Below are 26068 nucleotides of genomic sequence, written 5' to 3' on the forward strand. Positions count from 1 at the left end.
GCGCATGATCCGGACCTGTGGAGAGCCCTCCCGAGTCGCCGCCTGAGGAGGGCCGAGGGGACCACTCGAGCGCCTGCACCGGCCGCTCCGCGAGTCCGCACAGCACCCGCGCAGCCCCGGTGCTCCCGGCCCGGAGCCTCCGCCAGGTACAGTGGTCGGCATGGCACGAGCGACGAAGAGCCCGAAGCCCGAGCGCGACGAGGCCCGGACCGGCGAGAACGCACCGAATCCGGTCTGGTTCAAGCCGGTGATGTTCGGCTTCATGCTGCTCGGACTCGCCTGGATCATCGTCTTCTACGTGAGCCAGGGCACCCTGCCGATCCCCGATCTCGGCAACCTCAACATCCTGATCGGCTTCGGCATCGCGTTCATCGGCTTCCTGATGACGACGCGCTGGCGCTGAGCCTCCCCCAGTCGTGAACGACGCCCCGTCCGGTCCGCCGACGGGGCGTTCGTCGTCGGTGGAGCGTCTGCGCACCGCCGGCTGCGTCTTCGCCGAGGAGGAGGCGGGCCTGCTTGAGGAGGCCGCCGACTCCTCCTCCGACCTCGAGCTGCTGCTCCGCCGCCGCGAGACGGGCGAGCCCCTCGAGCAGATCCTCGGCTGGGTCGCCTTCCGCGGCCTGCGCGTCCCCGTCGCACCCGGCGTCTTCGTGCCCCGCGTGCGCACCGAGTGGCTGGTCGACTGCGCCCTGGAGGTCCTCCCGGGCGGCGCCGTGGTGCTCGACCTCTGCTGCGGATCCGGCGCCCTCGCCCGGTCGATCGCGGAGGAGCGGCCGGACGTCCGCCTACTCGCGGCCGACCTCTCTCCCGCCGCCGTCGCCTGCGCGCGCCGCACGCTCGCAGGCCGCGCCGACGTCCACGAGGGCGACCTCTTCGACGCGCTCCCCCGGAGTGAGCGCGGGCGGATCGACGTCGTCGTCGTCAACGCCCCCTACGTCCCCACCGCGGCGATCGCGCTCATGCCGCCGGAGGCCCGGGTGCACGAGCCGATGCTCACGCTCGACGGCGGGTCGGACGGGCTCACCCTCCACCGCCGCATCGCTCAGGAGGCGGGAGCGTGGCTCGCACCCCACGGCGTCGTCGTGATCGAGGTCGGCGCGGATCAGGCGGCGGCGAGTGCCTCCGCGTTCCAGGCGGCCGGGTTCGCCACCTCGCTGCACCGCGACGACGACCGTGAGGCGACGGCCCTGGTGGCCGTCCGCCGGAGAACTACACCGCTGTAATTATCCCCAGCTGTGGAATCTCCTGTGGAGAACTCCGCGGTCCCCGCCGCGCTGGCCTGCTCGAGGCGAGCAGGGCCCGGATCCGCACCAGTCCGCCGGTCCTCGGACGCGCCGCCATCCCCGGATCGTCCTCCCGAGGAGGACACCCGGGACGTTCTCCCCAGTGTTAACAACTCTGTGGATAACTTCCTCCCCACCTGTTGAGAGCACCTGTGGACAGCGGTGGAGACGGTCGCCGCGGGAACGACGAAGCGGCGGGCCCGGGAGTGCGCGAGGCACTGCCGGACCCGCCGCTGCGGGAGGGGGATCAGCCGAGGACGTAGGCGCCCGCGGTGATCGCCACCAGTCCGACTCCGATGAGCCCGACGAGGAGGTTCTGCGTGCGCCGCTGGGCGCGCTGCCGCGTCTTCGTGAAGACCAGCCCGATGAGCGCGCCGGCTACCAGACCGCCGACGTGCGCCTGCCACGCCACGTTCATCCCGGGCAGGAAGCCGATGACGAGGTTCAGTCCGACAAGCACCAGCAGCTGCGACGCCTGACCGCCCAGGTGCCGGAGGATCACCAGGTACGCGCCCATCAGCCCGAAGATCGCACCGGAGGCGCCGATCACCGGGGTCAGCGGGTTCGCGAGGAGCAGGACGCCCACCGACCCGGCGAAACCGCTCAGGAGGAAGAGGGTGAGGTAGCGCCCGCGGCCCAGCATCCGCTCGAGCACCATGCCGAACACCCACAGCGTGTACATGTTCAGCACCAGGTGGAACGGGATGACGATGAAGAGCGACGTGCTGTGGAGGAACACCGAAGTGAGCATCCGCCACGGCTCGAAGCCGGCGCCGAAGCCGGGGAGCGTGTAGGCGGGGGCGTACAGGAGCGCGTTGACCGCCGGCCCGCCGACGAAGGGGAGGATCTCGACGATCCACAGCACGATGCAGAGCGCGATGATCGCGTAGGTCACCGTCGGCTGGTCGGCACGGGTCATGGCCCGCACGCGGGAGAGGAGGGGACCGCGGGTGCGCGGCGCGGTGGCGCGCTGCTGCGCCATGTCGTCCGGGCAGATCACGCCGACCGGAGCCGGCGTCTGGCACTCGCCGCAGATGGTGCGGCCGCACCGCTGGCAGCGCACGAAGCTCTGCCGGTCGGGGTGTCGGTAGCAGGAATAGGTGCTGCTCGGCGGGACCTGGGTCACGGACGTGCCTCCGGGGAGAACGAGGGCCGGGCCCTGACGGACCCGGCCCTCGAATGAGTGGTGGATGAGGCGATCAGACCTCGGTGATCTCGACGCTCTCGATCACGACGTCCTCGAGCGGCTTGTCACGGCCGTCGGTGGGAACAGCCGAGAGCGACTGCACGAGCTTCTTCGACTCCTCGTCGGCGACGGCGCCGAAGATGGTGTGCTTGCCCTGGAGCCAGGTGGTCGGCGCCACGGTGATGAAGAACTGCGAGCCGTTGGTGCCGCGGCCCGCCTGCTTGCCGGCGTTCGCCATCGCGAGGATGTAGGGCTGGGTGAAGTCGAGCTCCGAGTTGATCTCGTCGTCGAACTGGTAGCCCGGGCCGCCGATGCCCTGACCGAGCGGGTCGCCGCCCTGGAGCATGAAGTCGGGGATGATGCGGTGGAAGACGGTGCCGTTGTAGAGCGGCTCCTTCGTCTTCGCACCCGTGGCGGGGTGGGTCCACTCGATGTCGCCGGTCGCGAGACCGACGAAGTTGCGGACCGTCTTGGGAGCGTGGTTCCCGTAGAGGTTGACGACGATGTCGCCCTTGTTGGTGTGGAACGTCGCGACTGCGGTGTGCAAAGGCATGCTCGGATTGTCGCACAGCGCGTCTGTAGGCCCCTGCAACGCCCGGTGTCAATGCGCTGGGTGCGCGATGCGGACGCCGATCGATGAGTGGCAGTATTGAGGCGTTCGCTGCTCGTAGCCGATGGAGGACCAACATGGGTCTGTCACGTAAGCACAAGAAGGACCTCAAGCGTCTTCGCAAGAACGCCGAGGCGGTCTGGGGCGAGCAGCAGGAGGTGCTGGCGCACGCGGCCTCCGTGCTCGAGAAGAGCCGCCGCCACGCGTCGAAGTACGCCAAGAAGGAGCTCGTCCCCTTCGTCAAGGACACGTACGACTCGCGAGTCAAGCCGGTCTACGACAACGGCGTCTCGGCCGTCGAGGGCACGTACTCCTCGGCCCGCCACGCCTACAAGCACAAGGTCGTCCCGACCTTCGCCGCTGTCGGTGGCACGGCCGCCGCCGCCTTCGAGGCCGCCAAGGACTCGAAGAACCGCGCGAAGCTCGCCGAGATCTCGAAGGCGCGCTGGGAGGAGCTCACCACTCCCCCGAAGAAGAAGAGCAAGGTCGGGACGGTCTTCGCGATCGGCGCCGCGCTGGTCGCCGTCGGCGGCATCGGCTACGCCGTCTGGCAGACGTTCCGCGCCGACGACGAGCTGTGGGTCGCCGAGGACGAGCCGCAGAGCGCCGCGCAGAACGCGGCCTCGACCGCTTCCTGACGTTCTCGTCGCTGGAGCCGGGCCCCTCAGAGGGTCCGGCTCCTTCGCATGCCCGGGTTAGGCTTCTGCGGTGGACATCCGGGTCGCCGCGTACGGCGTGATCATCGACGGTGAGCGGATGCTGCTCGCGCACTGGAGCCAAGGCCCCTGGTCGGCCTGGACGCTTCCGGGCGGCGGGATCGACGAGGGCGAGTCGCCCGCCGACGCCGCGGTCCGCGAGATCTTCGAGGAGACGGGCTACCGTGCCGAGCTCGAGGCCCTCATCGGCGTGGACTCGCACGTGATACCCGCGCACCGGCGCAGCGATCCCGAAGCCGGCCCCCTGCACGCCATCCGCGTCGTCTACCGCGCCCGCATCGTGGGCGGCGAGCTCACGCACGAGGTGGACGGCTCCACGGACGCCGCCGCCTGGTTCCCCCTGAGCGACGTCGAGGAGCTGGAGCGCGTCGAGCTCGTCGACGCGGCCCTGACCATGAACGAGGCCTGGCTCCTCCGCTGACGGTGCCCGGGAATCCCCGGCCGCGCCCCGGCGTTCCCTTCGTCGTGATCGTCGAGCTCTACACCTCCGCCTTCTGCGGCGCCTGCCATGCCGCGCGCTCGGTGCTGGAGCGGGCCGCGGAGCTCGTCCCCGCCGCCGAGATCCGCGAGCGCGACGTGGCCTTCCACCCCGTCGAGGCCGAGGCCGCCGGTGTCCGCTCGACCCCCACCGTCGTCGTGCGCGATACGGCCGGAGAGGTGGTCTTCCGAGCGGAGGGCGCTCCCTCCCTTCCGCAGGCTCTCGCCGCTCTGGCCCTCGCCCTGCCCGCGTAGGGTGGCCGCGGGAGGACCCATGCACCGTCGCGCCGCGCTCGCGAGCACCGTCGTTCTGCTCGGCACCCTCGCGCTCTCGGGGTGCGCCTCCGAGGAGCCGGTGACCACGGCCGCGGTCGGGCTCGGACGGGGCGGCGAGCGAGGGGAGGTCCTCGGGGTCGTCGTCGTGTGCTCGGGGTCCGTCGACGGCCTCGACCTCGCCGCCTCCGACTCCGCCCCCCTGACCATCGGCGACGGGCTGCGGAGGGTCACCCGCTGGGTCTCCCCGTCCCCGGTCACGCAGCTGGGCGCGACCGACCTCTCCGGATCCACGGTCTGGCCGGCCGACACGGTGATCGAGCGGTTCCCGCTCGGCGTCGACCTCGCGCTGGGTGCCTACGCGACCGACCGCTCCGTGCTCGCCCGCCCGGTCGTCTTCACGGCCGAGCAGTTCGACACGCTCTCCGTCGGCGAGATCATCGTCGGCGACATCCGCGACGGCACGTCCGAGACCCTCTCGGTCCAGCAGTTCCTCGGCCTCGCCTGCGTGGACCGCTGAGCGGGCGACTCGGTCATCCGAGTGGCGACCTCGATCGCGGGGACCGCACGGTCGGCGACAGGAGGGGCCGCCGAAGACCTCGACACGGTGACCCCGCGACGGCGGAGGACCCGGAGTGCCGTGCGCCGGTGGACCAGAAGGGCCGGCGAAGGGGAAGCACCCGCGAGAGGGAGGAAGTGTGGAGCCTAGGAGATTCGAACTCCTGACATCCTGCTTGCAAAGCAGGCGCTCTACCAACTGAGCTAAGGCCCCGGGTCGGAGACGGGGCGATCCGTCTCCGAGAGTCGAACGGCCCGCCACCGCGAGGTGACGGGCCGTTCGGACCGGGTGGGGGTACCAGGACTTGAACCTGGGACCTCTTCATTATCAGTGAAGCGCTCTAACCGCCTGAGCTATACCCCCGGAATGGCCAGAGGAGACTCTACCCGACATCGAGCAGGAATCCCAATCGGCCGGACCGTGCGCCCTACTGGTTGGTGAAGCCCACCAGGAGGCCGCCGGTGATCTTGACGCTGAGGTTGTACAGCAGCGCCACGATCGCGCCGAGCGCGGTGGTGACGATGGTGTTCAGCACCGCGACGACGATCGCGAAGCCCATGACCTGCGGCAGCGAGATGATCGTGTTGAGGTCGAACGCCTCGGCACCGGCGATGTCCTGCACGAGGCCGTTGACCTCGTCGAACACTCCCGTCTGGGCCAGGACCGTGTAGACCAGGTAGACGACGACGATCGTGATGATCGCGAGCGTCAGGCCCAGCAGGAACGAGAGCTTCACGGCCGACCAGAAGTCGACGTAGACGAGCTTCAGGCGGACCTGCTTCGCCGCCGGGCTCTTCGCGGACTTCCTGGCGAGCTTCTCGGCGACGGTGCTACTCATCTACGGACCCATCCTCCTCCGACACCGGGGCGGACTCGGCCGGCGCCGCGGCGTCGGGATCCTCGTCCTGGGCGTCGAGATTGCGTTCGGTGTTCTTGGCGAGTGCGATGATGCGGTCGTCCTCAGCGAATCGTGCGAAGACGACTCCCATGGTGTCGCGACCCTTGGCCGGTACCTCGGCCACCGCAGAGCGTACCACCTTGCCGCTGGCGAGCACGACGAGCACCTCGTCGTCCTCTCCGGTGATGATGGCGCCCACGAGGTCGCCGCGCTTCTCCTCCAGCTTGGCCACCTTGATGCCCAGCCCGCCTCGTCCCTGGAGGCGGTACTGGTCGACCGCGGTGCGCTTGGCGTAGCCGCCCTCGGTGACCACGAACACGAAGCCCTCGTCGCTGACGACGTTGGCGTCGAGGAGGCGGTCCTCTCCGCGGAACGACATGCCGCGGACTCCGGAGGTGGAGCGGCCCATCGGACGCAGCGCCTCGTCGGACGCGGTGAAGCGGATCGACATGCCCTTGCGGGAGACCAGCAGCACGTCGCTGTCCTCCTCGACCAGGAGCGCCGAGACGAGCTCGTCGCCGTCGCGCAGCTTGATCGCGATGATGCCGCCGGAGCGGTTCGTGTCGTACTCCGAGAGGGCCGTCTTCTTCACGAGGCCGTCGCGCGTGGCGAGCACGAGGTAGCGGGCCGCCTCGTAGTCGCGGATGTCGAGGATCTGCGCGATCTGCTCCCCCGGCTCGAGCGCGAGCAGGTTCGCGATGTGCTGGCCCTTGGCGTCGCGGCCGGCCTCCTGCAGCTCGTAGGTCTTGGCGCGGTACACGCGGCCGGTGTTCGTGAAGAACAGCAGCCAGTGGTGCGTGGTGGTGACGAAGAAGTGCTCGACGATGTCGTCGGCCTTCAGCTGCGCGCCGCGCACGCCGCGGCCGCCGCGGTGCTGGGCCCGGTAGGAGTCGCTCCGGGTGCGCTTGAGGTAGCCGCCGCGGGTGACGGTGACGACCATCTCCTCCTCGGGGATCAGGTCCTCGACGCTCATGTCGCCGTCGAACCCGAAGAGGATCTCGGTGCGGCGGTCGTCGCCGAAGCGGTCGACGATCTCGTCGAGCTCGTCCGAGATGATCGTGCGCTGGCGCTCCGGGCTCGCGAGGATCGACTTGTAGTCCTCGATCTCGGCCTGGATCCGGTCGTGCTCGTCGATGATCTTCTGGCGCTCGAGGGCCGCGAGGCGGCGCAGCTGCATGTCGAGGATGGCGCGGGACTGCACCTCGTCGATGTCGAGCAGCTCCATCAGACCGTCGCGCGCCTCCTCCACGGTGGGGGAGCGGCGGATGAGGGCGATGACCTCGTCGAGCGCGTCGAGCGCCTTGAGGTAGCCGCGCAGGATGTGGATCCGCGCCTCGGCCTCGTCGAGGAGGTACTGGGTGCGGCGCACGATGACCTCGACCTGGTGGTCGACCCACGCGCGGATAAAGCCGTCGAGCGAGAGCGTGCGCGGGATGCCGTCGACGATCGCGAGCATGTTCGCGCCGAAGTTCTCCTGCAGCGGGGTGTGCTTGTAGAGGTTGTTCAGCACCACCTTCGCCACGGCGTCGCGCTTGAGGACGACGACGAGGCGCTGGCCGGTGCGACCGGAGGTCTCGTCGCGGATGTCGGCGATGCCCGAGACGCGCCCGTCCTTGACCAGCTCGGCGATCTTGATCGCCAGGTTGTCCGGGTTCACCTGGTACGGCAGCTCGGTGACGACGAGGCAGGTGCGGCCCTGGATCTCCTCGATGGAAACGACGGCGCGCATCGTGATCGAGCCGCGGCCGGTGCGGTACGCGTCCTGGATGCCGCGGACGCCGAGGATCTGCGCACCGGTGGGGAAGTCGGGTCCCTTGATCCGCTGCAGCAGCGCCTCGAGGAGCTCCTCGCGCGTCGCGTCGGGGTTCTCGAGCGCCCACTTGGCGCTGGCGGCGACCTCGCGCAGGTTGTGCGGCGGGATGTTGGTCGCCATGCCGACCGCGATGCCGACGGAGCCGTTGACGAGCAGGTTCGGGAACCGGGCCGGCAGGATCGCCGGCTCGCGCGTGCGGCCGTCGTAGTTGTCCTGGAAGTCGACGGTGTTCTTGTCGATGTCGCGGACCATCTCGAGCGCGAGCGGCGCCATCTTGGTCTCGGTGTACCGGGGGGCGGCGGCGCCGTCGTTGCCGGGGGAGCCGAAATTGCCCTGCCCGAGCGCGAGCGGGTAGCGGAGGCTCCACGGCTGCACCAGGCGGACCAGCGCGTCGTAGATCGCGGAGTCGCCGTGCGGGTGGAACTGGCCCATCACGTCGCCGACGACGCGCGAGCACTTCGAGAACGCCTTGTCGGGGCGGTAGCCGCCGTCGTACATGGCGTAGATCACGCGCCGGTGCACGGGCTTCAGGCCGTCGCGCACCTCCGGCAGGGCCCGCCCGACGATGACGCTCATCGCGTAGTCGAGGTAGGAGCGCTGCATCTCGAGCTGCAGGTCGACCGGCTCGATCTTGTCGTGACCGTGGATCACCACACCGGTCTCGGTGACGATGTCGTCGCTCTCGTCCGGGCCGGTGGGGGTGGTGGGTTCTTCTGCCATGGTCTCTGGTCTCTCAGGTGGGTCCGTGCCCCGGAGGAGCGGGGGCGGCGGTCGCGCTGGGTGTCAGGTGTGTCGTCGGTGTGCGGGCCGGTGAGGGCCTCTGTTGCGTTCTGGTCGAGGATGCGGCCCATCGAGGGCCGCCGTCACGTGTTCGAGGTGGTCGCGAGGGCGGTCCACTGGACCGCCCGGCCGCCGTCTTTCGAAGGACGTCCGCTTCCTCGACCACTAGATGTCGAGGAAGCGCACGTCCTTCGCATTCTTCTGGATGAAGGAGCGGCGGGACTCGACGTCCTCTCCCATGAGGGTGGAGAAGATCTCGTCGGCCGCGGCCGCGTCGTCGAGCGTGACCTGGAGGAGGGTCCGCGTGGCGGGGTCCATCGTGGTCTCCCACAGCTCCTTGTAGTCCATCTCGCCGAGGCCCTTGTAGCGCTGGATGCCGTTCTCCTTGGGCATGCGCTTGTTGGTCGCCGAGCCGTGCGCGATCAGGGCGTCGCGCTCGCGGTCGCTGTAGACGTACTCGTGCGGGGAGTTCGACCACTTGAGGCGGTACAGCGGCGGCTGTGCGAGGTACACGTAGCCGAGGTCGATCAGCGGGCGCATGTAGCGGAAGAGGAGCGTCAGCAGCAGCGTCGTGATGTGCTGGCCGTCGACGTCGGCGTCGGCCATCAGGATGATCTTGTGGTACCGCGCCTTGTCGGGGTTGAAGTCCTCGCCGATGCCGGCGCCGAACGCCGTGATCATCGCCTGGACCTCGTTGTTGCCGAGAGCGCGGTCGAGCCGGGCCTTCTCGACGTTGAGGATCTTGCCGCGCAGGGGGAGGATCGCCTGCGTCTCGGGGTTGCGGCCCTGCACCGCGGATCCTCCCGCCGAGTCGCCCTCGACGATGAAGATCTCGGAGATCGACGGGTCCTTGGACTGGCAGTCCTTGAGCTTGCCCGGCATGCCGCCGCCCTCGAGCAGGCCCTTGCGGCGGGCGGTCTCGCGCGCCTTGCGCGCCGCCATGCGGGCCGAGGCCGCCTGGATCGCCTTGCGGATGATGTCCTTCGCCTGGCTCGGGTTGCGGTCGAACCAGTCGGCCAGCTGCTCGCCGGCCACGCGCTGCACGAACGCCTTCGCCTCGGTGTTGCCGAGCTTCGTCTTGGTCTGGCCCTCGAACTGCGGCTCGCCGAGCTTGATCGACACGACGGCGGTGAGGCCCTCGCGGATGTCGTCGCCCGAGAGGTTCTCGTCCTTCTCCTTGAGCAGGTTGTTCGCGCGCGCGTAGCGGTTGACCAGAGTGGTCAGCGCGGCGCGGAAGCCCTCCTCGTGGGTGCCGCCCTCGTGGGTGTTGATGGTGTTGGCGTAGGTGTGGACGCTCTCGGTGTAGGCCGTGGTCCACTGCATCGCGACCTCGAGCGAGATGCGGCGCTCGGTGTCCTCGGACTCGAAGTCGATGATCTCGGAGTGCACGAGGTCCGACTTCTTCAGCGAGTTGATGTACTCGACGTAGTCGACGAGGCCCTTCTCGTAGTGGAAGACGTCGGTCCGGTCGCCCTCGGTCTCGTTCTCGCCCTCCCCCTCGAACTCGACCTCGTTCTGGTCGGTCAGCGCGATGCGCAGGCCCTTGTTGAGGAACGCCATCTGCTGGAAGCGCGCGCGCAGGGTCTCGTAGTCGAACTCGACCGTCTCGAAGATGCCGGCGTTGGGCCAGAAGGTGATCGTCGTGCCGGTCTCGTCGCTGGCCTCGTCCTTCTCGAGCGGGGCGTCCGGCACTCCGTCGGTGAAGCTCATCCGGTACACGGCGCCCTGGCGCTTGACCTCGACGTCGAGGCGCGTCGACAGCGCGTTGACCACGGAGGAGCCGACGCCGTGCAGGCCGCCGGAGACCGCGTAGCCGCCGCCGCCGAACTTGCCGCCGGCGTGCAGCACGGTGAGGACCAGCTCGACCGTGGAGATGCCCTCGGTCGGGTGCATGTCGACCGGGATGCCGCGGCCGTTGTCGGAGACGGTGACGCCTCCGTCGGCGCGCATCAGGATCTCGATGTTGTCGCAGTAGCCCGCGAGCGCCTCGTCGACGGCGTTGTCGACGATCTCGTAGACCAGGTGGTGCAGACCGCGCGGACCCGTGGATCCGATGTACATGCCGGGGCGCTTGCGGACCGCCTCGAGGCCCTCGAGGACCTGGATCTGGTTCGCGCCGTAGTCGCCGGACGACTTGGTCGACATGCTCTCGTGCGGAGCGGAGGGGGCTGCTGAGCCGTTCGCGTCCAGGTCGTTCGCTGCGGGTGACGTGGAGTCGTTCGGCTCGTGAGTCATAGCTGTGGAGTTCTCCTCTGACGGTCCGTCGCGACGCGCACGGTGATCTGGAGATCGCCCGCGCGGCGGCGTCACTGCGGTTCGGCGGCCCTCCATTCTACCGCGTGCCGGGTCGATCCGAAGCGCTGGACGGCGATCTGAGGCGCGAAAGATCGGCGGTCGACCGAAAATGCGTCCTCAGCCGTAGGTGTCGCGCGGACCACGCCCTGGAATCGACCTGGGACCCTTTTTCCAGTTCGGGACGTCCGGGCCCTGGAAACGGATCGACGCGATACCCGCGTCGGGGAAGTTCACCGCGATGTGGTTCATGATCTCGATCCGCATCAGCCGGAGCTGCGTCGACCACGCCGTGGACTCGCACGCGACCGTCAGCACGCCGTCGACGACGCCCACCGGAGTCGAGTGCTTCGCGGTCTCCTCGCCGGCGATCGCCGTCCACGACGACATCAGGTCACCCTGCGCCAGCGGCGCCGTCCAGCCGAGCTTCACGGTGAGGGAGTCGAGGACGTCGCCGAGGTCGTGCGGGTCGCGGCCCTTGCCGAACGGGATCGCGTCGCCCTTGGGCTCGGCGCGCTCGACGGTCTTCCGGATGCGGCGCGGGCCGTCGGCGCCGAACACCTCCTTGAGGTGGCGGTAGACGCGGGCGGCCTCGGAGTCGGGTGCGGGGGCTCCGCGGCGGGGGGAGTCAGCCATCGGACGGCTCCGACGGGGCGGGCGGCTCCGGGGACGCGGGATCTGTGGACGCCGGCGCTGGGGACGCGGGCTCCGAGGAGGAGGCCGCGGCGGAGGAGACGGCACCAGGAGAAGGGGAATCGGCCGAGACCGGATCGGGAGGAGCGGAGTCGGAGGACACCGGGTCGGACGAGGCGGAGTCGGGTGCGGTCGGCTCCGGCACGGCGATCGGCGCGGCGGCGGCGCCCGTGCCGACGATCCGGCCGGCCTCGATCCGCACGGTGTGCGCGGCCAGCGCCTCCGGGACGTCGTCGAAGACGGCCGCGGTGATCAGGACCTGCTCGTAGTCGGCGACCACCGAAGCGAGGCGCTCGCGCCGGCGCGCGTCCAGCTCGGCGAAGACGTCGTCGAGCATCAGCACCGGATCGCCCATGGGGGAGTCGCGCCGGAGCAGCTCCGCGGCGCCCAGCTTCAGCGCCAGGGCGAACGACCAGCTCTCGCCGTGGCTGGCGTAGCCCTTGGCCGGCAGCGCGTTCAGCTCGAACTGCACGTCGTCGCGGTGCGGGCCGACGAGGGAGACGCCCCGGTCGAGCTCGCGGCGGCGCACCCCGGCCAGCGCGGACGCGAACGCCTCCGCCAGTCCCTCGCCCGCCGCCGGTGACGCGGCGCCCGGCTGCTCCACGGGCTCGCCGTCGTCGTCGACCGCGCCCTCGATGCTCAGGCGGGAGCGGAGCACCGGACGCTGGTCGGCACCGGCGACCGCCTCGTACGCGGCGCGCACGGGTCCGCTCAGCTCCTCCACCAGGGTGAGGCGCGACTGCATGATCTCGGTCCCGAGCGCGATCAGGCGCTCGTCCCAGATGTCGAGGGTGCCGAGCTTCGACGGGTCGCGGACGCCGCTCGCGCGCGCCGACTTGAGCAGCGAGTTGCGCTGGCGCAGCACCCGCTCGTAGTCGGCCTGGACGGCGCTCATCCGCGGGGAGCGGAGGATCACCAGCTGGTCGAGGAAGCGGCGGCGGGCCGACGGGTCGCCGCGGATGAGGAGGAGGTCCTCCGGGGCGAAGAGGACGCTGGAGAAGAAGCGGGGGAGCTCGCGCGGCTTGATCCCGCCGCGGTTGATCTGCGCGCGGTTGGGGGAGGAGCGGTTGATCTGCACCTCGGCCAGCAGGTCGCGCTCGCCGTTGCGGAGGCGGGCGCGCACCACGGCGCTGTCCCGGCCGGCGCGGATGAGCGCCTGGTCGCTCGACACGCGGTGCGAGCCCAGGGTGGAGAGGTAGCCGAGAGATTCGACGAGGTTCGTCTTGCCCTGGCCGTTGCGGCCGACGAAGAGGTTCGGTCCGGGCACGAGCTCGACATCGACCGACTCGTAGTTCCGGAAGTCGCTGAGCGCCAGCTGCGTCACCTGCACGTCGCGCTCCTCTCCTCCACCCGTCGTCGCGGGCCTTCCCTGCACCCCTGCGGGTCCTCGCCCGTCCCGATCGGCCGGTCCACCCGCCCCGGCGCCTGCGATCCGCTCTCCCCCTGCCGGCCAGGCCTGCGCCCCCGGTCTCGACACACCCCTGCGGGCTACTCGACCGGCACGGCGGCGGAACCGTCCGGGACGCGGATCCCGATACGCCCCTCCGGGGCCACTACTCGCTCACCATGATCGGCGACGCCCCGTCCCCGCCCGTGAAGGCGGCCGAAGGCTCGCCGCCCGACGTCGGTAGCAAGGTGGAGGCGGCCGGAGGCCCGCCGCCCCCGTGAGAGCATCCCTGCCTCACGGGGGCGGCGGGCCGCAGTCCGCCGTCCGTCACCGGCCCTGCGGAACGCGCCCCCCTCCGGAAGCCGACCGCCGTGAGGACTGCCGGAGGCAGTCCTCACCAGCCGACTCAGTCGACGGCCTTGACGGAGTGCCCGCCGAACTGGTTGCGGAGCGCTGCGACGGCCTTCATCGCGGGGGAGTCCTCCTGACGGGAGACGAAGCGGGCGAAGATCGAGGCGCTGATCGTGGGCACCGGGACGGCGTTGTTGATGGCCTCCTCGATGGTCCAGCGGCCCTCGCCCGAGTCCTGCACGTAGCCCTCGATGTTCTTGAAGTCCGGGTCCTGCTCGAGGGCGCGGACGAGGAGCTCGAGCAGCCAGGAGCGCACGACCGTGCCGCGCTGCCAGGCCTTGAAGGTGCCGGTGACGTCCTTGATGATGTCGCTGCGGGTCTCGAGCAGCTCGTAGCCCTCGGCGAACGCCTGCATCAGGGCGTACTCGATGCCGTTGTGGACCATCTTCGCGTAGTGGCCGGCGCCGACCTCGCCGACGTGGACGAAGCCCTCCTCGCGGGGGCCCTCCGGGCGCAGCGCGTCGAAGACGGGCATAGCGTACTCGACGAGCTCCTTCGGGCCGCCGACCATCAGGCCGTAGCCGTTCTGGAGTCCCCAGACGCCGCCGGAGACTCCCGCGTCGATGTAGTGGATGCCCTTGGGCTTCAGCAGCGCGTCGTGCTTGAAGTCCTCGGTGAAGCGGGAGTTGCCGCCGTCGATGACGAGGTCGCCCTCGCTGAGCTTCTCCGACAGGTCCTTGACGACCGCGTCGGTGATCTCGCCGGCCGGCACCATCACCCAGACGATGCGGGGCGAGGGGAGTGCGGCGATCATCTCGTCGAGAGAGGCCGCGTCCGAGACGTCGGGGTTGCGGTCGTAGCCGGTGACCTCGAGCCCCTTGGAGCGGAGGCGGGAGCGCATGTTGTCGCCCATCTTGCCGAGGCCGACGAGTCCGATGTGCATGGTGAACCTTCCTGGATTCGTTGTCCGGCGGGCGGGCGCTCGTCGGGAGCGGGGCGGTCGCGGCTCTGCGATCCGGGGAGTGGTCAGCGCAGCAGCAGGTTGGGCTGGAGCAGGTAGCGGTAGCTGTCGCTGCCGGGCTGCTCCCGCGAGGTCTGCGCGGTGATCAGGACGGGGCCGGGCTTGTTGGGGTTCTCGGTCTTCGTGAACGCGATGCGCACGAACTCCGAGTGGACGGCGGCGAGGCCGTCGAGCAGGAACTGCGGCTTGAGCGAGACGACCACGTCGTCGCCGGTCACGATCGCGTCGATGCTCTCGGACGCCTGCGCCTGCTCGGAGCCGATGGCCTCGAGGGTGAGGCCGTCGCTGCTGAAGCTGAAGCGGAGGGCCGCCTCGCGCTCGAGCACGAGCGAGACGCGGCGGGTGGCCTCGATGAGGTCGCTGGTCGACATGACCGCGTAGTTCTCGACGGAGGCGGGGAAGAGGCGCTTCACGGGCGGGAAGTTGCCCTTGATCAGCAGCGAGGTGACGGTCTTGCGGTCCGCGGTGAAGGCGATCAGCTCGCGCTCGTCGCGGTTGGTGATCGCGACGGAGACGGTGCCGGAGTGGCCGAAGGTCTTGCCAACCTCCTGCAGCGTGCGTGCGGGCACGAGGGCGGTGAGCGGCTGGGTGGGCGCGGGGTTGTCCCCGTTGTCCCAGTCGATCTCGCGGACGGCGACGCGGTAGCGGTCCGTCGCGACGAGGCCGATCGTGTTCTCGGTGATCTCGAGCTGCACGCCGGTGATGACGGGGGTCACGTCGTCGCGGGAGGCGGCGACCGCCACCTGCGAGACGGCGGCTGCGAAGGCGTCGGCCGGGACGAGGCCGGTGGAGGCGTCGATCTCGGGGATGCTCGGGTACTCCTCCACGGGCATCTGCAGGAGCGTGAAGTGCGCCGAGCCGGCCGAGACCGAGACGCGCGACTCCTCCGTGGCGATGCGCACGGGAGCGTTGGGGAGGCGGTTCGCGATGTCGGCGAGCAGACGGCCCGAGACGAGCACGTTCCCCGTCTCCTCCACGTCGGCCGCGATCTGCGTCTGCGCGGACACCTCGTAGTCGAAGGAGGACAGCGTCAGACCCTCGGCGGTCGCCTCGATGAGGACTCCGGAGAGGATCGGCAGGGTCGTGCGCTGCGGAAGCAGCTTGACCGCGAAGGACACCGCCTCGCTGAAGACATCGCGGTTGGCTTGGAACCTCACGAGTACACCCCTGACGAGTCGCGGACGAAGACCGTCGCCCATCGTACCCGCCGGGCTCGACGAGCTCGGAAGGGGGTGGACCGCCGAGCACTCCCGAGCCGCTGTGGAGAGGTTGCCGGTCGAGGCTTCATTAAAGAGAGAACTGCGTTAACAGTGTTAACACGTGTGGAAACTGTGGAAAACGCTTCGGACCCCTACTCCTGGGTGGGATCGGAGGGACCCGCCCCTGTGGAGGGAGTGTGAGCGGGCACGTGGACGCGCTGTGGAGGGATCCGAGCCGACCGGTCGCCCTCCACAGGCGGGCTCTCCCGGCGCACAGTCCCGAGGCGGTTGTCCACAGTTATCCACAGGTTCCTCACACTGTGGAAATCGGCCCTCCGGGGCGCGCGAGGCGGCGTGTCCGAGGTGCGTGCGGCAGGTCCGAGGAGTCCGTCGACGACTTCTCCGGTCACGATGGAGACCGTCGAGGGCAGCTGCCGCCGTCCGAGCGGCCCGAAAGACAGTGCGCGCTCCCTCTCCCCCGCGTTGCCCTCCGGGCCAACGCACGGCGGATCGACACCGTCCGATCGCACGCCGGCCGCTCAGCCGCTCACCCGGACCCCTTGAGCACGTGCGGTTCATGCTGGTCGAGTAGCCGCAGCGCGGCGTATCGAGACCCCCGCCGGCTCCTTCGCCCGATCTCGACGCGCGCCGACACCGACGTCCTGCTGCTCGCGCCGCGATCCCCGTCGCCTCCGCCCCCCTCACACGAGGAGAGGGAAAAGCGACTACGCGACCACGGGGCACGGACGCCGATGGACCTCCGGGTACGCCACCCGAGACAGGTGGTCCCGGGGACCGTACGACTGTCGGCTAGCGGTTCGTCTTGATGCGGGTGGTCAGCTCGGTGACCTGGTTGTAGATGCTGCGGCGCTCCTTCATGAGCTCCGAGATCTTCTTGTTCGCGTACATGACCGTGGTGTGGTCGCGGTTCCCGAACAGCTGGCCGATCTTGGGCAGCGAGAGGTTCGTCAGCTCGCGGCACAGGTACATGGCGATCTGGCGCGCGGTGGCGACGGCCTGCGAGCGCGACGAGCCGTAGAGGTCGTCGACCGTGAGCTTGAAGTAGTCCGCGGTGTGGTTGATGATGTCGACCGGCGAGATGACGTTGTCCTCGTCGAGCGTGATCAGGTCCTTGAGCACGGTCTGCACGAGCGACATGTCGACCGGCGTCCGGTTCAGGCTCGCGAACGCGGTGACGCGGATGAGCGTCCCCTCGAGCTCGCGGATGTTGCTCGACACCTTCGACGCCATGAACTCGAGGATGTCGTCGGGCACGAGCAGCTTCTCGCTGACCGCCTTCTTGCGGAGGATCGCGATGCGGGTCTCGAGGTCGGGAGCCTGCACATCGGTGATGAGGCCCCACTCGAAGCGCGAGCGCATCCGGTCCTCGAAGCCGGTCAGTGCCTTCGGCGGCAGATCGGACGTGATCACGACCTGCTTGTTGTGGTCGTGCAGCTGGTTGAAGGTGTGGAAGAACGCCTCCTGCGTCTCCGCCTTCCCCTGCAGGAACTGGATGTCGTCGATCAGGAGGATGTCGACGTTGCGGTAGCGGCCGTGGAAGGCGTTGCCCCGGTTGTTCGCGATCGAGTTGATGAAGTCGTTCGTGAACTCCTCGCTCGAGACGTACCGCACGCGGATCCCTGGGTAGAGGCTCATCGCGTAGTGGCCGATGGCGTGGAGGAGGTGCGTCTTGCCGAGCCCGGAGTCGCCGTAGACGAAGAGCGGGTTGTAGGCCTTGGCGGGAGCCTCGGCGACGGCGACGGCCGCGGCGTGCGCGAAGCGGTTGGAGCCTCCGATGACGAAGTTGTCGAAGCTGTACTTCGGGTTCAGCCGGGTGTCGGTCGCCGGCACGGTCCGCAGCTCCTCGACCCCGCGGGTCGGCGCGACCGTCGCCGAGGAGGCGGTGATCGGCTCGAACGGGTTCATCGACTCCTGCGACGACGGGGAGCTGAGGGGCTCGTGCTCGATGTCGGGGTTCACCACGAAGGCGAACGTCGTGACGCCGAAGGAGTCGTCGAGCGTCCCGATCGCGCTGAGCAGGGGCACGCGCACGCGCTGCTCGAGCATTCCGCGGGTGAACTCGTTCGGGACCTCCAGGTAGAAGGTGCCCGCCATGATGCCCTTGGGCTCCACGAGCGAGACGAACCCGTAGAGGGGAGCGGTGATCCGCTCGTCCTGGGACAGTGCGCCGAGGATCACGTTCCACGCGTCGACCATCGACGTGTCGTCTGCCATCTGTCTCCGGTCCTGGGTGCTGTCGCTGTGAAGTCGCTGCGGGATCGCCGTCTCCGCCGGCCCCGTCGCCGCCCGCTGCAGGGGCGTCGCGGACCGGGCGCGGAGCCGGGTCTCGAGTGCCGCTCTCTCCACAGGGTTGTCCACCGGCCTCGAGCGATGCCTGTGCGGGCGCGGGAGGACGCGGATCCCACCTGTGGATAACTGCGGCTCAACACCGTAACGAACGGAGCCGACGGGAGACAAATCCACCACAGCGACACCCGCGTGTCAATGCGCGGAACCCCGTGTCCCGTGTGCATGATCGAGGTTTCGCGCCGTCCACATTTGACCGGTGGCGGAACAGGCCGTAGTTTAAATCAGTTGACGCCTGCCCGGTGTCGTCCGTGCGGCCCTCGCAGGCCGAGCGGATTCCGCAGCCGGGCACCCCTTCTTCCCGGAGGATCCGAGTCTCCGCCCGAGCGGGTGGTGCCGGTTCGCGCCGCGGAACACGTACGTGGAGATCTGATTATGAGCAAGCGAACCTTCCAGCCGAACAACCGTCGTCGCGCCAAGGTGCACGGCTTCCGTCTGCGCATGCGCACCCGTGCCGGCCGCGGCATCCTCAGCGCGCGCCGCGCCAAGGGGCGCACCGAGCTCTCCGCCTAGCAGCGAGCGGTACCGACCAGCGGTGCTGGCCAGAGCCAATCGCATCGTCCACGGAGGCGAGTACCGGACAGTCGTCCGTCGCGGTGTGCGGTCCACAGGACCGCACACCGTCACGTATGTCCGCCGGTCCTCCGCGGGCGATCCGGCGCGGTTCGGGTTCATCGTCGCCAAGACGGTCGGCACCGCGGTGACGCGCAACACCGTCCGCCGCCGGCTCAAGGCCGTGGCGTTCGAGCTCGTCCCCGAGATCGACCCCGGCACCCAGGTCGTCGTCCGCGCGCTGCCCGGCAGCGCCGACGCCCCCTGGTCGGAGCTGCGCTCCGAGGTGTGGTCCGCGATGGCGCGAGCCGCGCGGAAGAGCGGGGCGTCCTCGTGACCGCCGTGCTCCCCCGCCGCGAGGCGCCGTTCGCCCGGCTCGGGTGGGCGATCCTCCTGTTGCCGCGGAACATCGGCGTCCTGCTCCTGATCGTCTACCGGGCGGTCCTGTCCCCTCTCTACGGGGACGTCTGCCGCTACTACCCCTCGTGCTCCGCGTACGCGCTCCAGGCGGTCCAGCTTCACGGGCTCGTCCTCGGCTCCGTCCTCGCGGCCCGCCGTCTGCTCCGCTGCCACCCGTGGGCGGCCGGCGGCATCGACGACGTCCCGACCTCGATCCCCCTGCACCGACCGGCTTCCGGCCGGACCCGCTTCGCCGTGACGCGAGCCGGGTTCGTCGTGGGCCCTCGAAAGGACTGACCCCACTCCATGGACCTCCTCGGCACGATCCTCTGGCCCCTCAAGTGGGTGGTCGAGCTGCTCCTCGTCGCCTTCCACCAGCTGCTGACCTTCACCGGCATGGAGGCGGCCGCGGGAATCACCTGGGTCCTCTCGATCGTCGGCCTGGTCATCGTCATCCGCGCCGCGCTCATCCCGATCTTCGTCAAGCAGATCAAGAGCCAGCGCCGGATGCTCGAGGTCGCGCCCCAGCTCAAGAAGATCCAGGACAAGTACAAGGGCAAGCGCGACCAGCTGTCCCGCGAGGCGATGTCCCGCGAGACCATGGAGCTCTACAAGAAGACGGGCACCAACCCGCTCGCCTCCTGCCTGCCCCTACTGATCCAGATGCCGATCTTCTTCAGCCTGTTCTCGGTGCTGAACGCGGCGCAGCACAGCCAGAAGGGCGTGGGCCCGCTCGACGAGACGCTCGCCCGCCAGTTCGGCGAGGCGAACCTCTTCGGCGTCGCACCGCTGCACCAGTCGATCCAGGGCGCACTCGCCGAGGGCGGTCAGGAGCCGGTCATCATCATCGCGGTGATCATGGTCGTCCTGATGACCGCGTCGCAGTTCATCACGCAGCTGCAGATCGTCTCGAAGAACATGTCGCCCGAGGCGAAGGCCTCGCCGACGTTCAAGCAGCAGCGGATCCTGCTCTACATCCTCCCCCTCGTCTTCGCCTTCTCGGGCTTCGCCTTCCCCCTCGGCGTGATGTTCTACTGGCTGACCTCGAACATCTGGACGATGATCCAGCAGTTCATCGTCATCCGGAACATGCCGACCCCGGGCAGCGAGGCCGCCAAGGCCCGCGAGGAGCGCCTGCGCCGCAAGGGCAAGCTGGTCGAGGAGACCACGGCCGCCGGCGACGTCACCCTCGTCGAGAAGAAGGCCGTGCAGCGCACGCAGCCCGTGAGCAAGAACCGCTCCAAGAAGCAAGCCGGAAAGAAGTAGAGCCGCCATGACCGATCCGATGCAGACCATCACCGACGACGCGTCCGCACCCGCGGACGTGGACGCGTCCGCCGTCGACGAGGCGCCCGAGTCCACGCTCTCGCAGCTCGAGGACGAGGGCGACGTCGCCGCCGACTACATCGAGGAGTTCCTCGACATCTGCGACCTCGACGGCGACATCGACATCGAGGTCCGCAACGGCCGCGCCTACCTCTCGGTCACCGCCTCCGGAGACACGAACCTCCGGGTGCTCTCCCGCCCCGACGCCGTCCAGGCACTGCAGGAGCTGACGCGCCTGGCGGTCCAGACGAAGACCGGCGCGTTCTCCCGCCTCATTCTCGACATCGGCGGCTCCCGCGACGCCCGCGAGGCGGAGCTCGCCCAGCTGGTCGACCGCGCGATCGAGCGGATCGAGGACGGCGCCACGTCGGCCTCGCTCCCGCCCATGTCGTCGTACGAGCGCAAGCTGGTCCACGACATGGTGGGCGAGCGCGGCTTCGTGTCGGAGTCGCGCGGCGAGGCGCGCGAGCGCCACACCGTCATCACCCGCGGCTGAGCGGCGTGGAGTCGACCCTCGAGGCCGAGCCCTCAGCCGCTGCGGCGATCGCCGGCGACCGCCTGCCCCTCCTGCGGCTCTTCACAGAGGCTCTCGCCGACCAGGGTGAGGAGCGCGGCCTGATCGGGCCCCTGGAGCTCCCCCGGCTCTGGACGCGGCACGTCCTCAACAGCGCCCTGGTGGCCCCTCTCCTGCGTCCGGGACTGGTGGGTGATGTCGGCAGTGGCGCGGGCCTTCCCGGGCTCGTCCTGGCCATCGTGCGGCCCGACGTCCGCTTCGTGCTCATCGAGCCGATGGAGCGTCGCGTCGTCTGGCTTCAGGAGCAGGTGGACGGACTCGGACTCGAGAATGTCTCAGTTCTTCGCGCCCGTGCCGAAGAGGTACAGCTCGCGGAGCCTCTCGACCAGGTGACCGCTCGGGCGGTCAGCGCTCTCTCGAAGCTGATCCCGCTGACCGCGCCGTTGCTGCGGCCTGGAGGCGAGCTGGTCCTGCTGAAGGGCATCAATGCCGAGAAGGAGATCGAGGCTGCGGCCAAGCAGATCCGTCGCTTCCGACTCTCCCCGCCCAGGGTCGTCGTGCTCGGCGACGGCGTGCTCTCCGAGGTGACGAGGGTCGTCCGGGCTACAGTGGGTTGATCGCCACGACGCCGCAGTGAGCCCCCGACTCCTCGTCCGTCGACTCCTCGGTGCTGCTGTCCGTCCCACTCGCTGAGCGAAGGTTTCACGTGAAACAACCCGATTCCGCCGGTCTGACCGGAGGCTTCGACTCCTCGACTCCCCTGGCCCGGGAGATCGCGGACATGACCCGCCGACGCGCACTGCTGAACGCCCAGCCGCTGCCCAAGCCCGAGTCGACGCGCGTCATCACGATCTCGAACCAGAAGGGCGGCGTCGGCAAGACGACGACGACCGTCAACCTTGCCGCCGGGCTCGCCCGCGGTGAGGCGAAGGTGCTCGTCATCGACCTCGATCCGCAGGGCAACGCGTCGACGGCCCTGGGCATCGAGCACCGTGCCGAGACGGCCAGCGTGTACGACGTGATCGTCAACGACACTCCCCTCGCGGACGTCGTGCAGAAGAGCCCGGAATTCGCCTCGCTCTACGGTGTGCCGGCGACCATCCACCTGGCCGGCGCCGAGATCGAGCTGGTCTCGCTCGTCGCACGCGAGCAGCGTCTCCGCCGTGCGCTCGACCGCATGCTCGACACCATGGACGAGCCGTTCGACTACGTCTTCATCGACTGCCCGCCGTCGCTCGGTCTGCTGACCATCAACGCGTTCGTCGCCGCTCGCGAGGTGCTCATCCCGATCCAGTGCGAGTACTACGCGCTCGAGGGGCTCAGCCAGCTGCTCAAGAACATCGACTTGATCGAGCGGCACCTCAATCCGAACCTCGGTGTCTCGACGATCCTCCTGACGATGTACGACGGCCGCACGAACCTCTCCCAGCAGGTGGCAGCGGATGTCCGAGAGCACTTCCCGAAGGAGGTGCTGCGCGCGGTGATCCCGCGCAACGTGAGGATCTCGGAGGCGCCGAGCTACGGACAGAGCGTGATCAGCTACGACCCGCAGTCGTCCGGTTCGCTGGCGTATCTGGAGGCGGCCGCGGAGATCGCACGACGCGGAGCCCGGAAGACACCCGAGACGGCACACGAAGGAGAGGCACGCTGATGGCGACCAAGCGCACGGGACTCGGCCGGGGGATCGGCTCGCTCATCCCGACCAGCGATGAGTCGCGCTCCCGGCCCGTCGACGTCTTCTTCCCTGATCAGGTCGGCGATTCGGCCCGTGCCGAGGAGCTCCTCGAGGTCCCCGGAGCGCGCTTGGCGCGACTCCCCCTCGCCGACATCACCCCCAACACGGCGCAGCCGCGGTCGGTGTTCGACGAGGACGACCTCGCGGAGCTCGTCCACAGCATCCGCGAGTTCGGAGTGCTGCAGCCGATCGTCGTCCGGCCCGTGACGGCTCGCGGCGGAGCGAAGTACGAGCTCGTCATGGGTGAGCGCCGGTTCCGCGCCTCGAAGGCCGCGGGACTGACCACCATCCCCGCGGTCGTCAAGGACACGGCCGACGAGAACATGCTCCGCGATGCGCTGCTGGAGAACCTCCACCGCGCCGACCTCAACCCGCTCGAGGAGGCGTCCGCCTACCAGCAGCTCCTCAGCGACTTCGGGATCACCCAGGAGGCCCTGGCGACGCGGCTCGGACGTTCGCGGCCGCAGATCTCGAACACGCTCCGTCTTCTGCGGCTCCCGGCCGATGTGCAGGCCCGCGTCGCTGCCGGCGTCCTGACCGCAGGACACGCGCGTGCGGTTCTGTCCCTCGACGACGTCGAGATGATGCGCCGCCTGGCCGACAAGATCGTCAACGAGGACCTGTCCGTCCGCGCCGCCGAGGCCGCCGCGGCGCAGATGAAGGCGCCGCGGACGACCACGCGTCCCGTGGTGGAGGAGCAGGGCGGGCACTCCGGACACCTCTCGTCGATCGCGGATCACCTCGGCGACCGGTTGAACACGCGCGTCAAGGTCACCCTGGGCGCACGTAAGGGCCAGATGGTCATCGACTTCGCCACCATCCAGGACTTGAACCGCATCCTCGCCGAGATCGGGGAGCCGACCGAGGTGTCGCTCGCTCCGTAGAGGGCCGGCCTAGCGGCCGCCACTGATTCGCCGTGCCGCTGGCGTGCGCGCGCTCGCGCTGTGTTCTTGGCCGCAATCGCCGATGTGGCGGTATCCGCTCCCCTCGTCGGCACCGCGATCGCAGATCAGCACGCTTGGGGCGATCTTCGAGATGCCTTGTGAGCTGTGGATTCTCGGTTGTCGTCCTCTCTCTGATTGATAGGCCCTTCTGACCGGTACAGTCCGATGAAGTGGTTCCAGGTTCTGCGGGGCCCTGCTTACTGCGGTTCTGGTCGAGAATACGGCTGGTATTGCCGAACGGTGACGATCGCCGGGTATCTGGGGCATTGATCTCTGGATAGAGCAGCTCACGATGCGCCTACATGGCGGTTGAGTAGGCGTGGAGCGCCGGATCTAGGGTTGGCTGAGTTCAGATGTCGTTGACCTCCGGAGTTCATGTCGCTTGCGGTGACTCGCTGGCGGGCGCTGGACGGGTGCCTGGGCGGGTCGTACTCGGTGGCGCTCTCCGCTGCCCAGGGCGACGTCATGGTCGCCGATATTCGCGTGCGCAATGTTTCACGTGAAACATTCCTACGTTGGCCGCTGAGATGAGGACCCCCTCGGCTGTCCGTGCATCCCAAGTCGCCGGTGAGGAGCGCTTCCTGGGCCTCCAGAAACTGACCGGCGGGGGGGCAAGTTAGACGAGTTACAGTATCGCTTCGTTGTCGCGGATCGACGCGGATGTGATGAGTGGGTTCGCCGAGGTTTGACGGAGGACCCCGTCGGCGGTCGCCCCCAGAGAGCACTGAAAGAGATGATGGAAGGCCCGTTTCACGTGAAACGGTGCGCCCTAGGGCGGCCTAGCCATTGAAGAGCTACGACCTAGTCAGGTAGGAGAGGAGGCCCTCGTTGGCCCGACTCGCTCCAACGGGCTCAACTTCTCTGATCGAAGTTGCTCAACGGCCGCGGAAGCGTTTCACGTGAAACGCCCCTGCCGAGAACACTGGACGCCCATGCGGTTCATCGTGGGACCGACTTCGACCGCAATGCTCGAAAGAGATTTCCCGCCTGACCAGCCGAGATTGAAACACCACCCCCCCCGAGGCGGAGTTGAGGTCGGAGAACCAAGCGATAGGGGTCCCTTCGGGCCGTGGGTCTCGGTACGTCGCGTTGTGGCTACTCGACCAGCATGGCGACGGGTGCCTGGTGTCGATCAGCGTCGATCGACCATGTTGTGTCTCCCCAGAGATGGCGCGGGTGGCGATCGTGGTGAGCCTCGATTCGACGCACTACTGCTCTTCACCGGTATGTCTGCGGATATGGCCAGACAGTGGGCGTGGATACATCGCTCCAGGCAACGCCCGCCAGGGACCCACTGGGGGTGGCCGGTTCTCGATACGCGGCAATGCGTCTACTCGACCAGCATGACGACGAGGACCAGGTGGCGATGGATACCCGCGAGCCTGGTGAAAAGGTGGCGGCGGGGGCGGGATGTACCACGCTGATCTGCGGATAATCGACCGGCGCGGCGACAGATGTCTAACGTTGGTGGGAGTCAATACGCGGCCTCGGGTTCTTCCCCGAGTTGGCACTACTGGTCTGCAGATGAAGACGTGGACCCGTTATTGAGTGGCTACTCGACCCGCATTGTAGGGAGAAGGCGGCGATAGAGGGTCCTGATCGGCTGCGACACAATTACTGTCTGGCAGGGATTCGAGCAGTGTTCAGAACTCAGCAGCCACGTGATCAGGAGCGTACGCGCAGCGGACCGTTTCACGTGAAACGGTAAGGTCAGGAGGCGGCGAGCTTCGCGAGGGTGGAGTAGACGTCGCCGAGGTAGCGGCCGGATGCCTCAATGGCCTGGGGAACGAGTGAGGTCTCGGTCATTCCGGGAAGGACGTTCGCGTCAAAGAACCAGGGGAGTCCGGCGTCGTCGATGATGAAGTCGAGCCGCGACAGGTGGCGGAGTCCCAGCAGTTCGTGGATCGCAACGGCCACGCGGGACACCTCCTCCGTGATCTCCGGCGAGATCCGGGCCGGCGTGTAGAAGTGCGTCTCCCCCGCGTTGTAGCGCGCCTCGAATGTGTACTGGCCCGCGACGGGTGCGATCTCGACAGGCGGCAGGGCGAAAGGACCGTCACCGAGGTCGAGAACACCGACGGAGACCTCGGTCCCCTGGATCTGCTGTTCGATGAGCACGACGTCGCCATAGGTGTACGCCTCGACCATCGCTCGCGGGAGCTGCGACGACTCCGTCACGATGCTGACGCCCTGGGCCGAACCGCCCTGAGCGGGCTTCACCACGAGGGAGCCCGGCAGGTGCGCCTCGACCTGCTCCAGAATCCCGGCGGCTCCGAGCTCGCGGAAGGTCTCGCGGGGGAGGGTGACGGAGCTCGGGGTCGAGAAGCCGGCGCGAGCGACGAGCGTCTTCGCGGTCGGCTTGAACCAGGCCAGGCGCGCCGCGTCCGTCTGCGAGCCGACGTAGGCGAAGCCAGCCGCCTCGAGGAGCCCGAGGAGCGCACCGTCCTCACCGCTCGCCCCGTGCACCGCGGGCCAGACGACGTCCGGACGCTTCTGCAGGAGCGTCAAGAGGAGGCCGGCGTCCGGTTCGTGCAGGGAGACGCGGTGGCCCATCGCGGAGAGACGGTCCGCCACGCGACGGCCCGACCGCAGGGAGACGTCGCGCTCGTGGCTGATGCCACCGCTGATGACGACGATGTCGAGTGTACGGTCGAGCACAGAGAAATCGGTCATGACCAGGGCTTTCTTATCGA

General features: G+C 68.9%; 25 protein-coding genes and 2 tRNA genes. 14 read left to right on the forward strand and 13 right to left on the reverse strand.

Annotated features, from left to right (window positions below; all coding sequences use genetic code 11):
* Positions 1-160: 160 nt before the first annotated feature.
* A complete protein-coding gene (locus C5B95_RS03965) occupies positions 161-403 on the forward strand; it encodes a cell division protein CrgA (RefSeq protein WP_104222667.1) in 243 nt (80 codons plus the stop codon).
* Between the two features lie 13 nt (positions 404-416).
* The gene (locus C5B95_RS03970) at positions 417-1223 is read left to right on the forward strand and encodes a putative protein N(5)-glutamine methyltransferase (RefSeq protein ID WP_181067992.1); all 807 of its coding nucleotides are present in this window, start codon (positions 417-419) and stop codon (positions 1221-1223) included.
* A 307-nt stretch (positions 1224-1530) separates the two neighbouring features.
* Here C5B95_RS03970 and C5B95_RS03975 read toward each other — a convergent pair whose 3' ends face one another.
* Together C5B95_RS03975 and C5B95_RS03980 are read right to left on the reverse strand one after the other, a co-directional pair.
* Positions 1531-2409, reverse strand: a complete 879-nt coding sequence (locus C5B95_RS03975; protein ID WP_104222668.1) for a rhomboid family intramembrane serine protease — start codon at positions 2407-2409, stop codon at positions 1531-1533.
* Between the two features lie 73 nt (positions 2410-2482).
* The gene (locus C5B95_RS03980) at positions 2483-3022 is read right to left on the reverse strand and encodes a peptidylprolyl isomerase (RefSeq protein WP_104222669.1); all 540 of its coding nucleotides are present in this window, start codon (positions 3020-3022) and stop codon (positions 2483-2485) included.
* 134 nt (positions 3023-3156) lie between these two features.
* Between C5B95_RS03980 and C5B95_RS03985 the strand changes: the two genes are divergently transcribed.
* The 4 genes from C5B95_RS03985 (at position 3157) to C5B95_RS04000 (ending at position 5065) form a co-directional block, all read left to right on the forward strand.
* A complete protein-coding gene (locus C5B95_RS03985; RefSeq protein ID WP_104247539.1) occupies positions 3157-3717 on the forward strand; it encodes a hypothetical protein in 561 nt (186 codons plus the stop codon).
* A 70-nt stretch (positions 3718-3787) separates the two neighbouring features.
* Entirely contained in the window at positions 3788-4216 is a 429-nt protein-coding gene (locus tag C5B95_RS03990) for an NUDIX hydrolase (protein ID WP_104222671.1), read from the forward strand.
* A 2-nt stretch (positions 4217-4218) separates the two neighbouring features.
* Positions 4219-4527: a thioredoxin family protein gene (locus C5B95_RS03995; protein WP_258059787.1), complete on the forward strand. Its 309-nt coding sequence runs from the start codon at positions 4219-4221 to the stop codon at positions 4525-4527.
* Between the two features lie 19 nt (positions 4528-4546).
* Positions 4547-5065, forward strand: a complete 519-nt coding sequence (locus C5B95_RS04000; RefSeq protein ID WP_104348533.1) for a hypothetical protein — start codon at positions 4547-4549, stop codon at positions 5063-5065.
* Between the two features lie 179 nt (positions 5066-5244).
* On the opposite strand, the gene C5B95_RS04005 is transcribed toward C5B95_RS04000, so the two are convergent.
* From C5B95_RS04005 to dnaA, 10 genes are all read right to left on the reverse strand, one after another.
* Positions 5245-5317 (reverse strand) — tRNA-Ala (locus C5B95_RS04005).
* A gap of 76 nt (positions 5318-5393) precedes the next feature.
* Positions 5394-5467 (reverse strand) — tRNA-Ile (locus C5B95_RS04010).
* A gap of 64 nt (positions 5468-5531) precedes the next feature.
* Positions 5532-5942: a DUF3566 domain-containing protein gene (locus tag C5B95_RS04015; protein ID WP_104222673.1), complete on the reverse strand. Its 411-nt coding sequence runs from the start codon at positions 5940-5942 to the stop codon at positions 5532-5534.
* Positions 5935-8535, reverse strand: coding sequence for a DNA gyrase subunit A (gene gyrA / locus C5B95_RS04020; protein ID WP_104348534.1), 2601 nt, complete (start codon positions 8533-8535; stop codon positions 5935-5937). Before gyrA ends, C5B95_RS04015 begins: the two co-directional genes overlap by 8 nt.
* A 225-nt stretch (positions 8536-8760) precedes the next feature.
* Entirely contained in the window at positions 8761-10740 is a 1980-nt protein-coding gene (gyrB, locus tag C5B95_RS04025) for a DNA topoisomerase (ATP-hydrolyzing) subunit B (protein ID WP_219813818.1), read from the reverse strand.
* A 267-nt stretch (positions 10741-11007) separates the two neighbouring features.
* A complete protein-coding gene (locus tag C5B95_RS04030) occupies positions 11008-11523 on the reverse strand; it encodes a DUF721 domain-containing protein (protein ID WP_104237766.1) in 516 nt (171 codons plus the stop codon).
* Positions 11516-12910, reverse strand: coding sequence for a DNA replication/repair protein RecF (gene recF / locus C5B95_RS04035; protein ID WP_104348536.1), 1395 nt, complete (start codon positions 12908-12910; stop codon positions 11516-11518). The genes C5B95_RS04030 and recF overlap by 8 nt, the downstream gene beginning before the upstream one ends.
* A gap of 463 nt (positions 12911-13373) precedes the next feature.
* The gene (gene gnd, locus C5B95_RS04040; RefSeq protein WP_104222677.1) at positions 13374-14261 is read right to left on the reverse strand and encodes a phosphogluconate dehydrogenase (NAD(+)-dependent, decarboxylating); all 888 of its coding nucleotides are present in this window, start codon (positions 14259-14261) and stop codon (positions 13374-13376) included.
* An 83-nt stretch (positions 14262-14344) separates the two neighbouring features.
* The gene (dnaN, locus tag C5B95_RS04045; protein ID WP_104348537.1) at positions 14345-15496 is read right to left on the reverse strand and encodes a DNA polymerase III subunit beta; all 1152 of its coding nucleotides are present in this window, start codon (positions 15494-15496) and stop codon (positions 14345-14347) included.
* Positions 15497-16348: 852 nt separating this feature from the next.
* Positions 16349-17773, reverse strand: a complete 1425-nt coding sequence (dnaA, locus tag C5B95_RS04050) for a chromosomal replication initiator protein DnaA (RefSeq protein ID WP_104225789.1) — start codon at positions 17771-17773, stop codon at positions 16349-16351.
* Between the two features lie 507 nt (positions 17774-18280).
* Between dnaA and rpmH the strand changes: the two genes are divergently transcribed.
* From rpmH to C5B95_RS04090, 8 genes are all read left to right on the forward strand, one after another.
* Positions 18281-18418: a 50S ribosomal protein L34 gene (gene rpmH / locus C5B95_RS04055; protein WP_055784512.1), complete on the forward strand. Its 138-nt coding sequence runs from the start codon at positions 18281-18283 to the stop codon at positions 18416-18418.
* Positions 18419-18440: 22 nt separating this feature from the next.
* A complete protein-coding gene (rnpA, locus tag C5B95_RS04060; RefSeq protein ID WP_104222680.1) occupies positions 18441-18794 on the forward strand; it encodes a ribonuclease P protein component in 354 nt (117 codons plus the stop codon).
* Between the two features lie 5 nt (positions 18795-18799).
* Positions 18800-19153, forward strand: coding sequence for a membrane protein insertion efficiency factor YidD (yidD, locus tag C5B95_RS04065; protein WP_258059815.1), 354 nt, complete (start codon positions 18800-18802; stop codon positions 19151-19153).
* Between the two features lie 9 nt (positions 19154-19162).
* Entirely contained in the window at positions 19163-20122 is a 960-nt protein-coding gene (yidC, locus tag C5B95_RS04070) for a membrane protein insertase YidC (protein WP_104222681.1), read from the forward strand.
* Between the two features lie 7 nt (positions 20123-20129).
* Positions 20130-20678 carry a R3H domain-containing nucleic acid-binding protein gene (locus C5B95_RS04075; RefSeq protein ID WP_244229531.1) on the forward strand — a complete coding sequence of 183 codons (549 nt, stop codon included), beginning with the start codon at positions 20130-20132 and terminating at the stop codon, positions 20676-20678.
* A gap of 5 nt (positions 20679-20683) precedes the next feature.
* A complete protein-coding gene (gene rsmG, locus C5B95_RS04080) occupies positions 20684-21313 on the forward strand; it encodes a 16S rRNA (guanine(527)-N(7))-methyltransferase RsmG (protein ID WP_104346709.1) in 630 nt (209 codons plus the stop codon).
* A gap of 89 nt (positions 21314-21402) precedes the next feature.
* Positions 21403-22347: a ParA family protein gene (locus C5B95_RS04085; protein ID WP_374952917.1), complete on the forward strand. Its 945-nt coding sequence runs from the start codon at positions 21403-21405 to the stop codon at positions 22345-22347.
* Complete coding sequence (locus C5B95_RS04090; RefSeq protein ID WP_104222684.1) at positions 22347-23315, forward strand: ParB/RepB/Spo0J family partition protein; 969 nt, start codon at positions 22347-22349, stop codon at positions 23313-23315. Before C5B95_RS04085 ends, C5B95_RS04090 begins: the two co-directional genes overlap by 1 nt.
* Before the next feature lie 1770 nt (positions 23316-25085).
* Here C5B95_RS04090 and C5B95_RS04095 read toward each other — a convergent pair.
* On the reverse strand, positions 25086-26048 hold the full coding sequence (locus tag C5B95_RS04095) for an ATP-grasp domain-containing protein (protein WP_104348538.1): 963 nt from the start codon (positions 26046-26048) through the stop codon (positions 25086-25088).
* Positions 26049-26068 lie beyond the last annotated feature (20 nt).

The sequence above is a fragment of the Rathayibacter sp. AY1A7 genome (assembly GCF_002930845.1).
Taxonomy (GTDB): Bacteria; Actinomycetota; Actinomycetes; order Actinomycetales; family Microbacteriaceae; genus Rathayibacter.

Excerpts from the sequence above, each read along its gene's own strand:
- C5B95_RS03965 (WP_104222667.1), top strand. The coding sequence starts at position 161 with ATGGCACGAGCGACGAAGAGCCCGAAGCCCGAGCGCGACGAGGCCCGG.
- C5B95_RS03980 (WP_104222669.1), bottom strand. The coding sequence starts at position 3,022 with ATGCCTTTGCACACCGCAGTCGCGACGTTCCACACCAACAAGGGCGAC.
- C5B95_RS03985 (WP_104247539.1), top strand. The coding sequence starts at position 3,157 with ATGGGTCTGTCACGTAAGCACAAGAAGGACCTCAAGCGTCTTCGCAAG.
- C5B95_RS04000 (WP_104348533.1), top strand. The coding sequence starts at position 4,547 with ATGCACCGTCGCGCCGCGCTCGCGAGCACCGTCGTTCTGCTCGGCACC.
- C5B95_RS04015 (WP_104222673.1), bottom strand. The coding sequence starts at position 5,942 with ATGAGTAGCACCGTCGCCGAGAAGCTCGCCAGGAAGTCCGCGAAGAGC.
- gyrA (WP_104348534.1), bottom strand. The coding sequence starts at position 8,535 with ATGGCAGAAGAACCCACCACCCCCACCGGCCCGGACGAGAGCGACGAC.
- gyrB (WP_219813818.1), bottom strand. The coding sequence starts at position 10,740 with ATGTCGACCAAGTCGTCCGGCGACTACGGCGCGAACCAGATCCAGGTC.
- C5B95_RS04030 (WP_104237766.1), bottom strand. The coding sequence starts at position 11,523 with ATGGCTGACTCCCCCCGCCGCGGAGCCCCCGCACCCGACTCCGAGGCC.
- gnd (WP_104222677.1), bottom strand. The coding sequence starts at position 14,261 with ATGCACATCGGACTCGTCGGCCTCGGCAAGATGGGCGACAACATGCGC.
- dnaA (WP_104225789.1), bottom strand. The coding sequence starts at position 17,773 with ATGGCAGACGACACGTCGATGGTCGACGCGTGGAACGTGATCCTCGGC.
- rpmH (WP_055784512.1), top strand. The coding sequence starts at position 18,281 with ATGAGCAAGCGAACCTTCCAGCCGAACAACCGTCGTCGCGCCAAGGTG.
- yidC (WP_104222681.1), top strand. The coding sequence starts at position 19,163 with ATGGACCTCCTCGGCACGATCCTCTGGCCCCTCAAGTGGGTGGTCGAG.
- C5B95_RS04075 (WP_244229531.1), top strand. The coding sequence starts at position 20,130 with ATGACCGATCCGATGCAGACCATCACCGACGACGCGTCCGCACCCGCG.
- C5B95_RS04090 (WP_104222684.1), top strand. The coding sequence starts at position 22,347 with ATGGCGACCAAGCGCACGGGACTCGGCCGGGGGATCGGCTCGCTCATC.
- C5B95_RS04095 (WP_104348538.1), bottom strand. The coding sequence starts at position 26,048 with ATGACCGATTTCTCTGTGCTCGACCGTACACTCGACATCGTCGTCATC.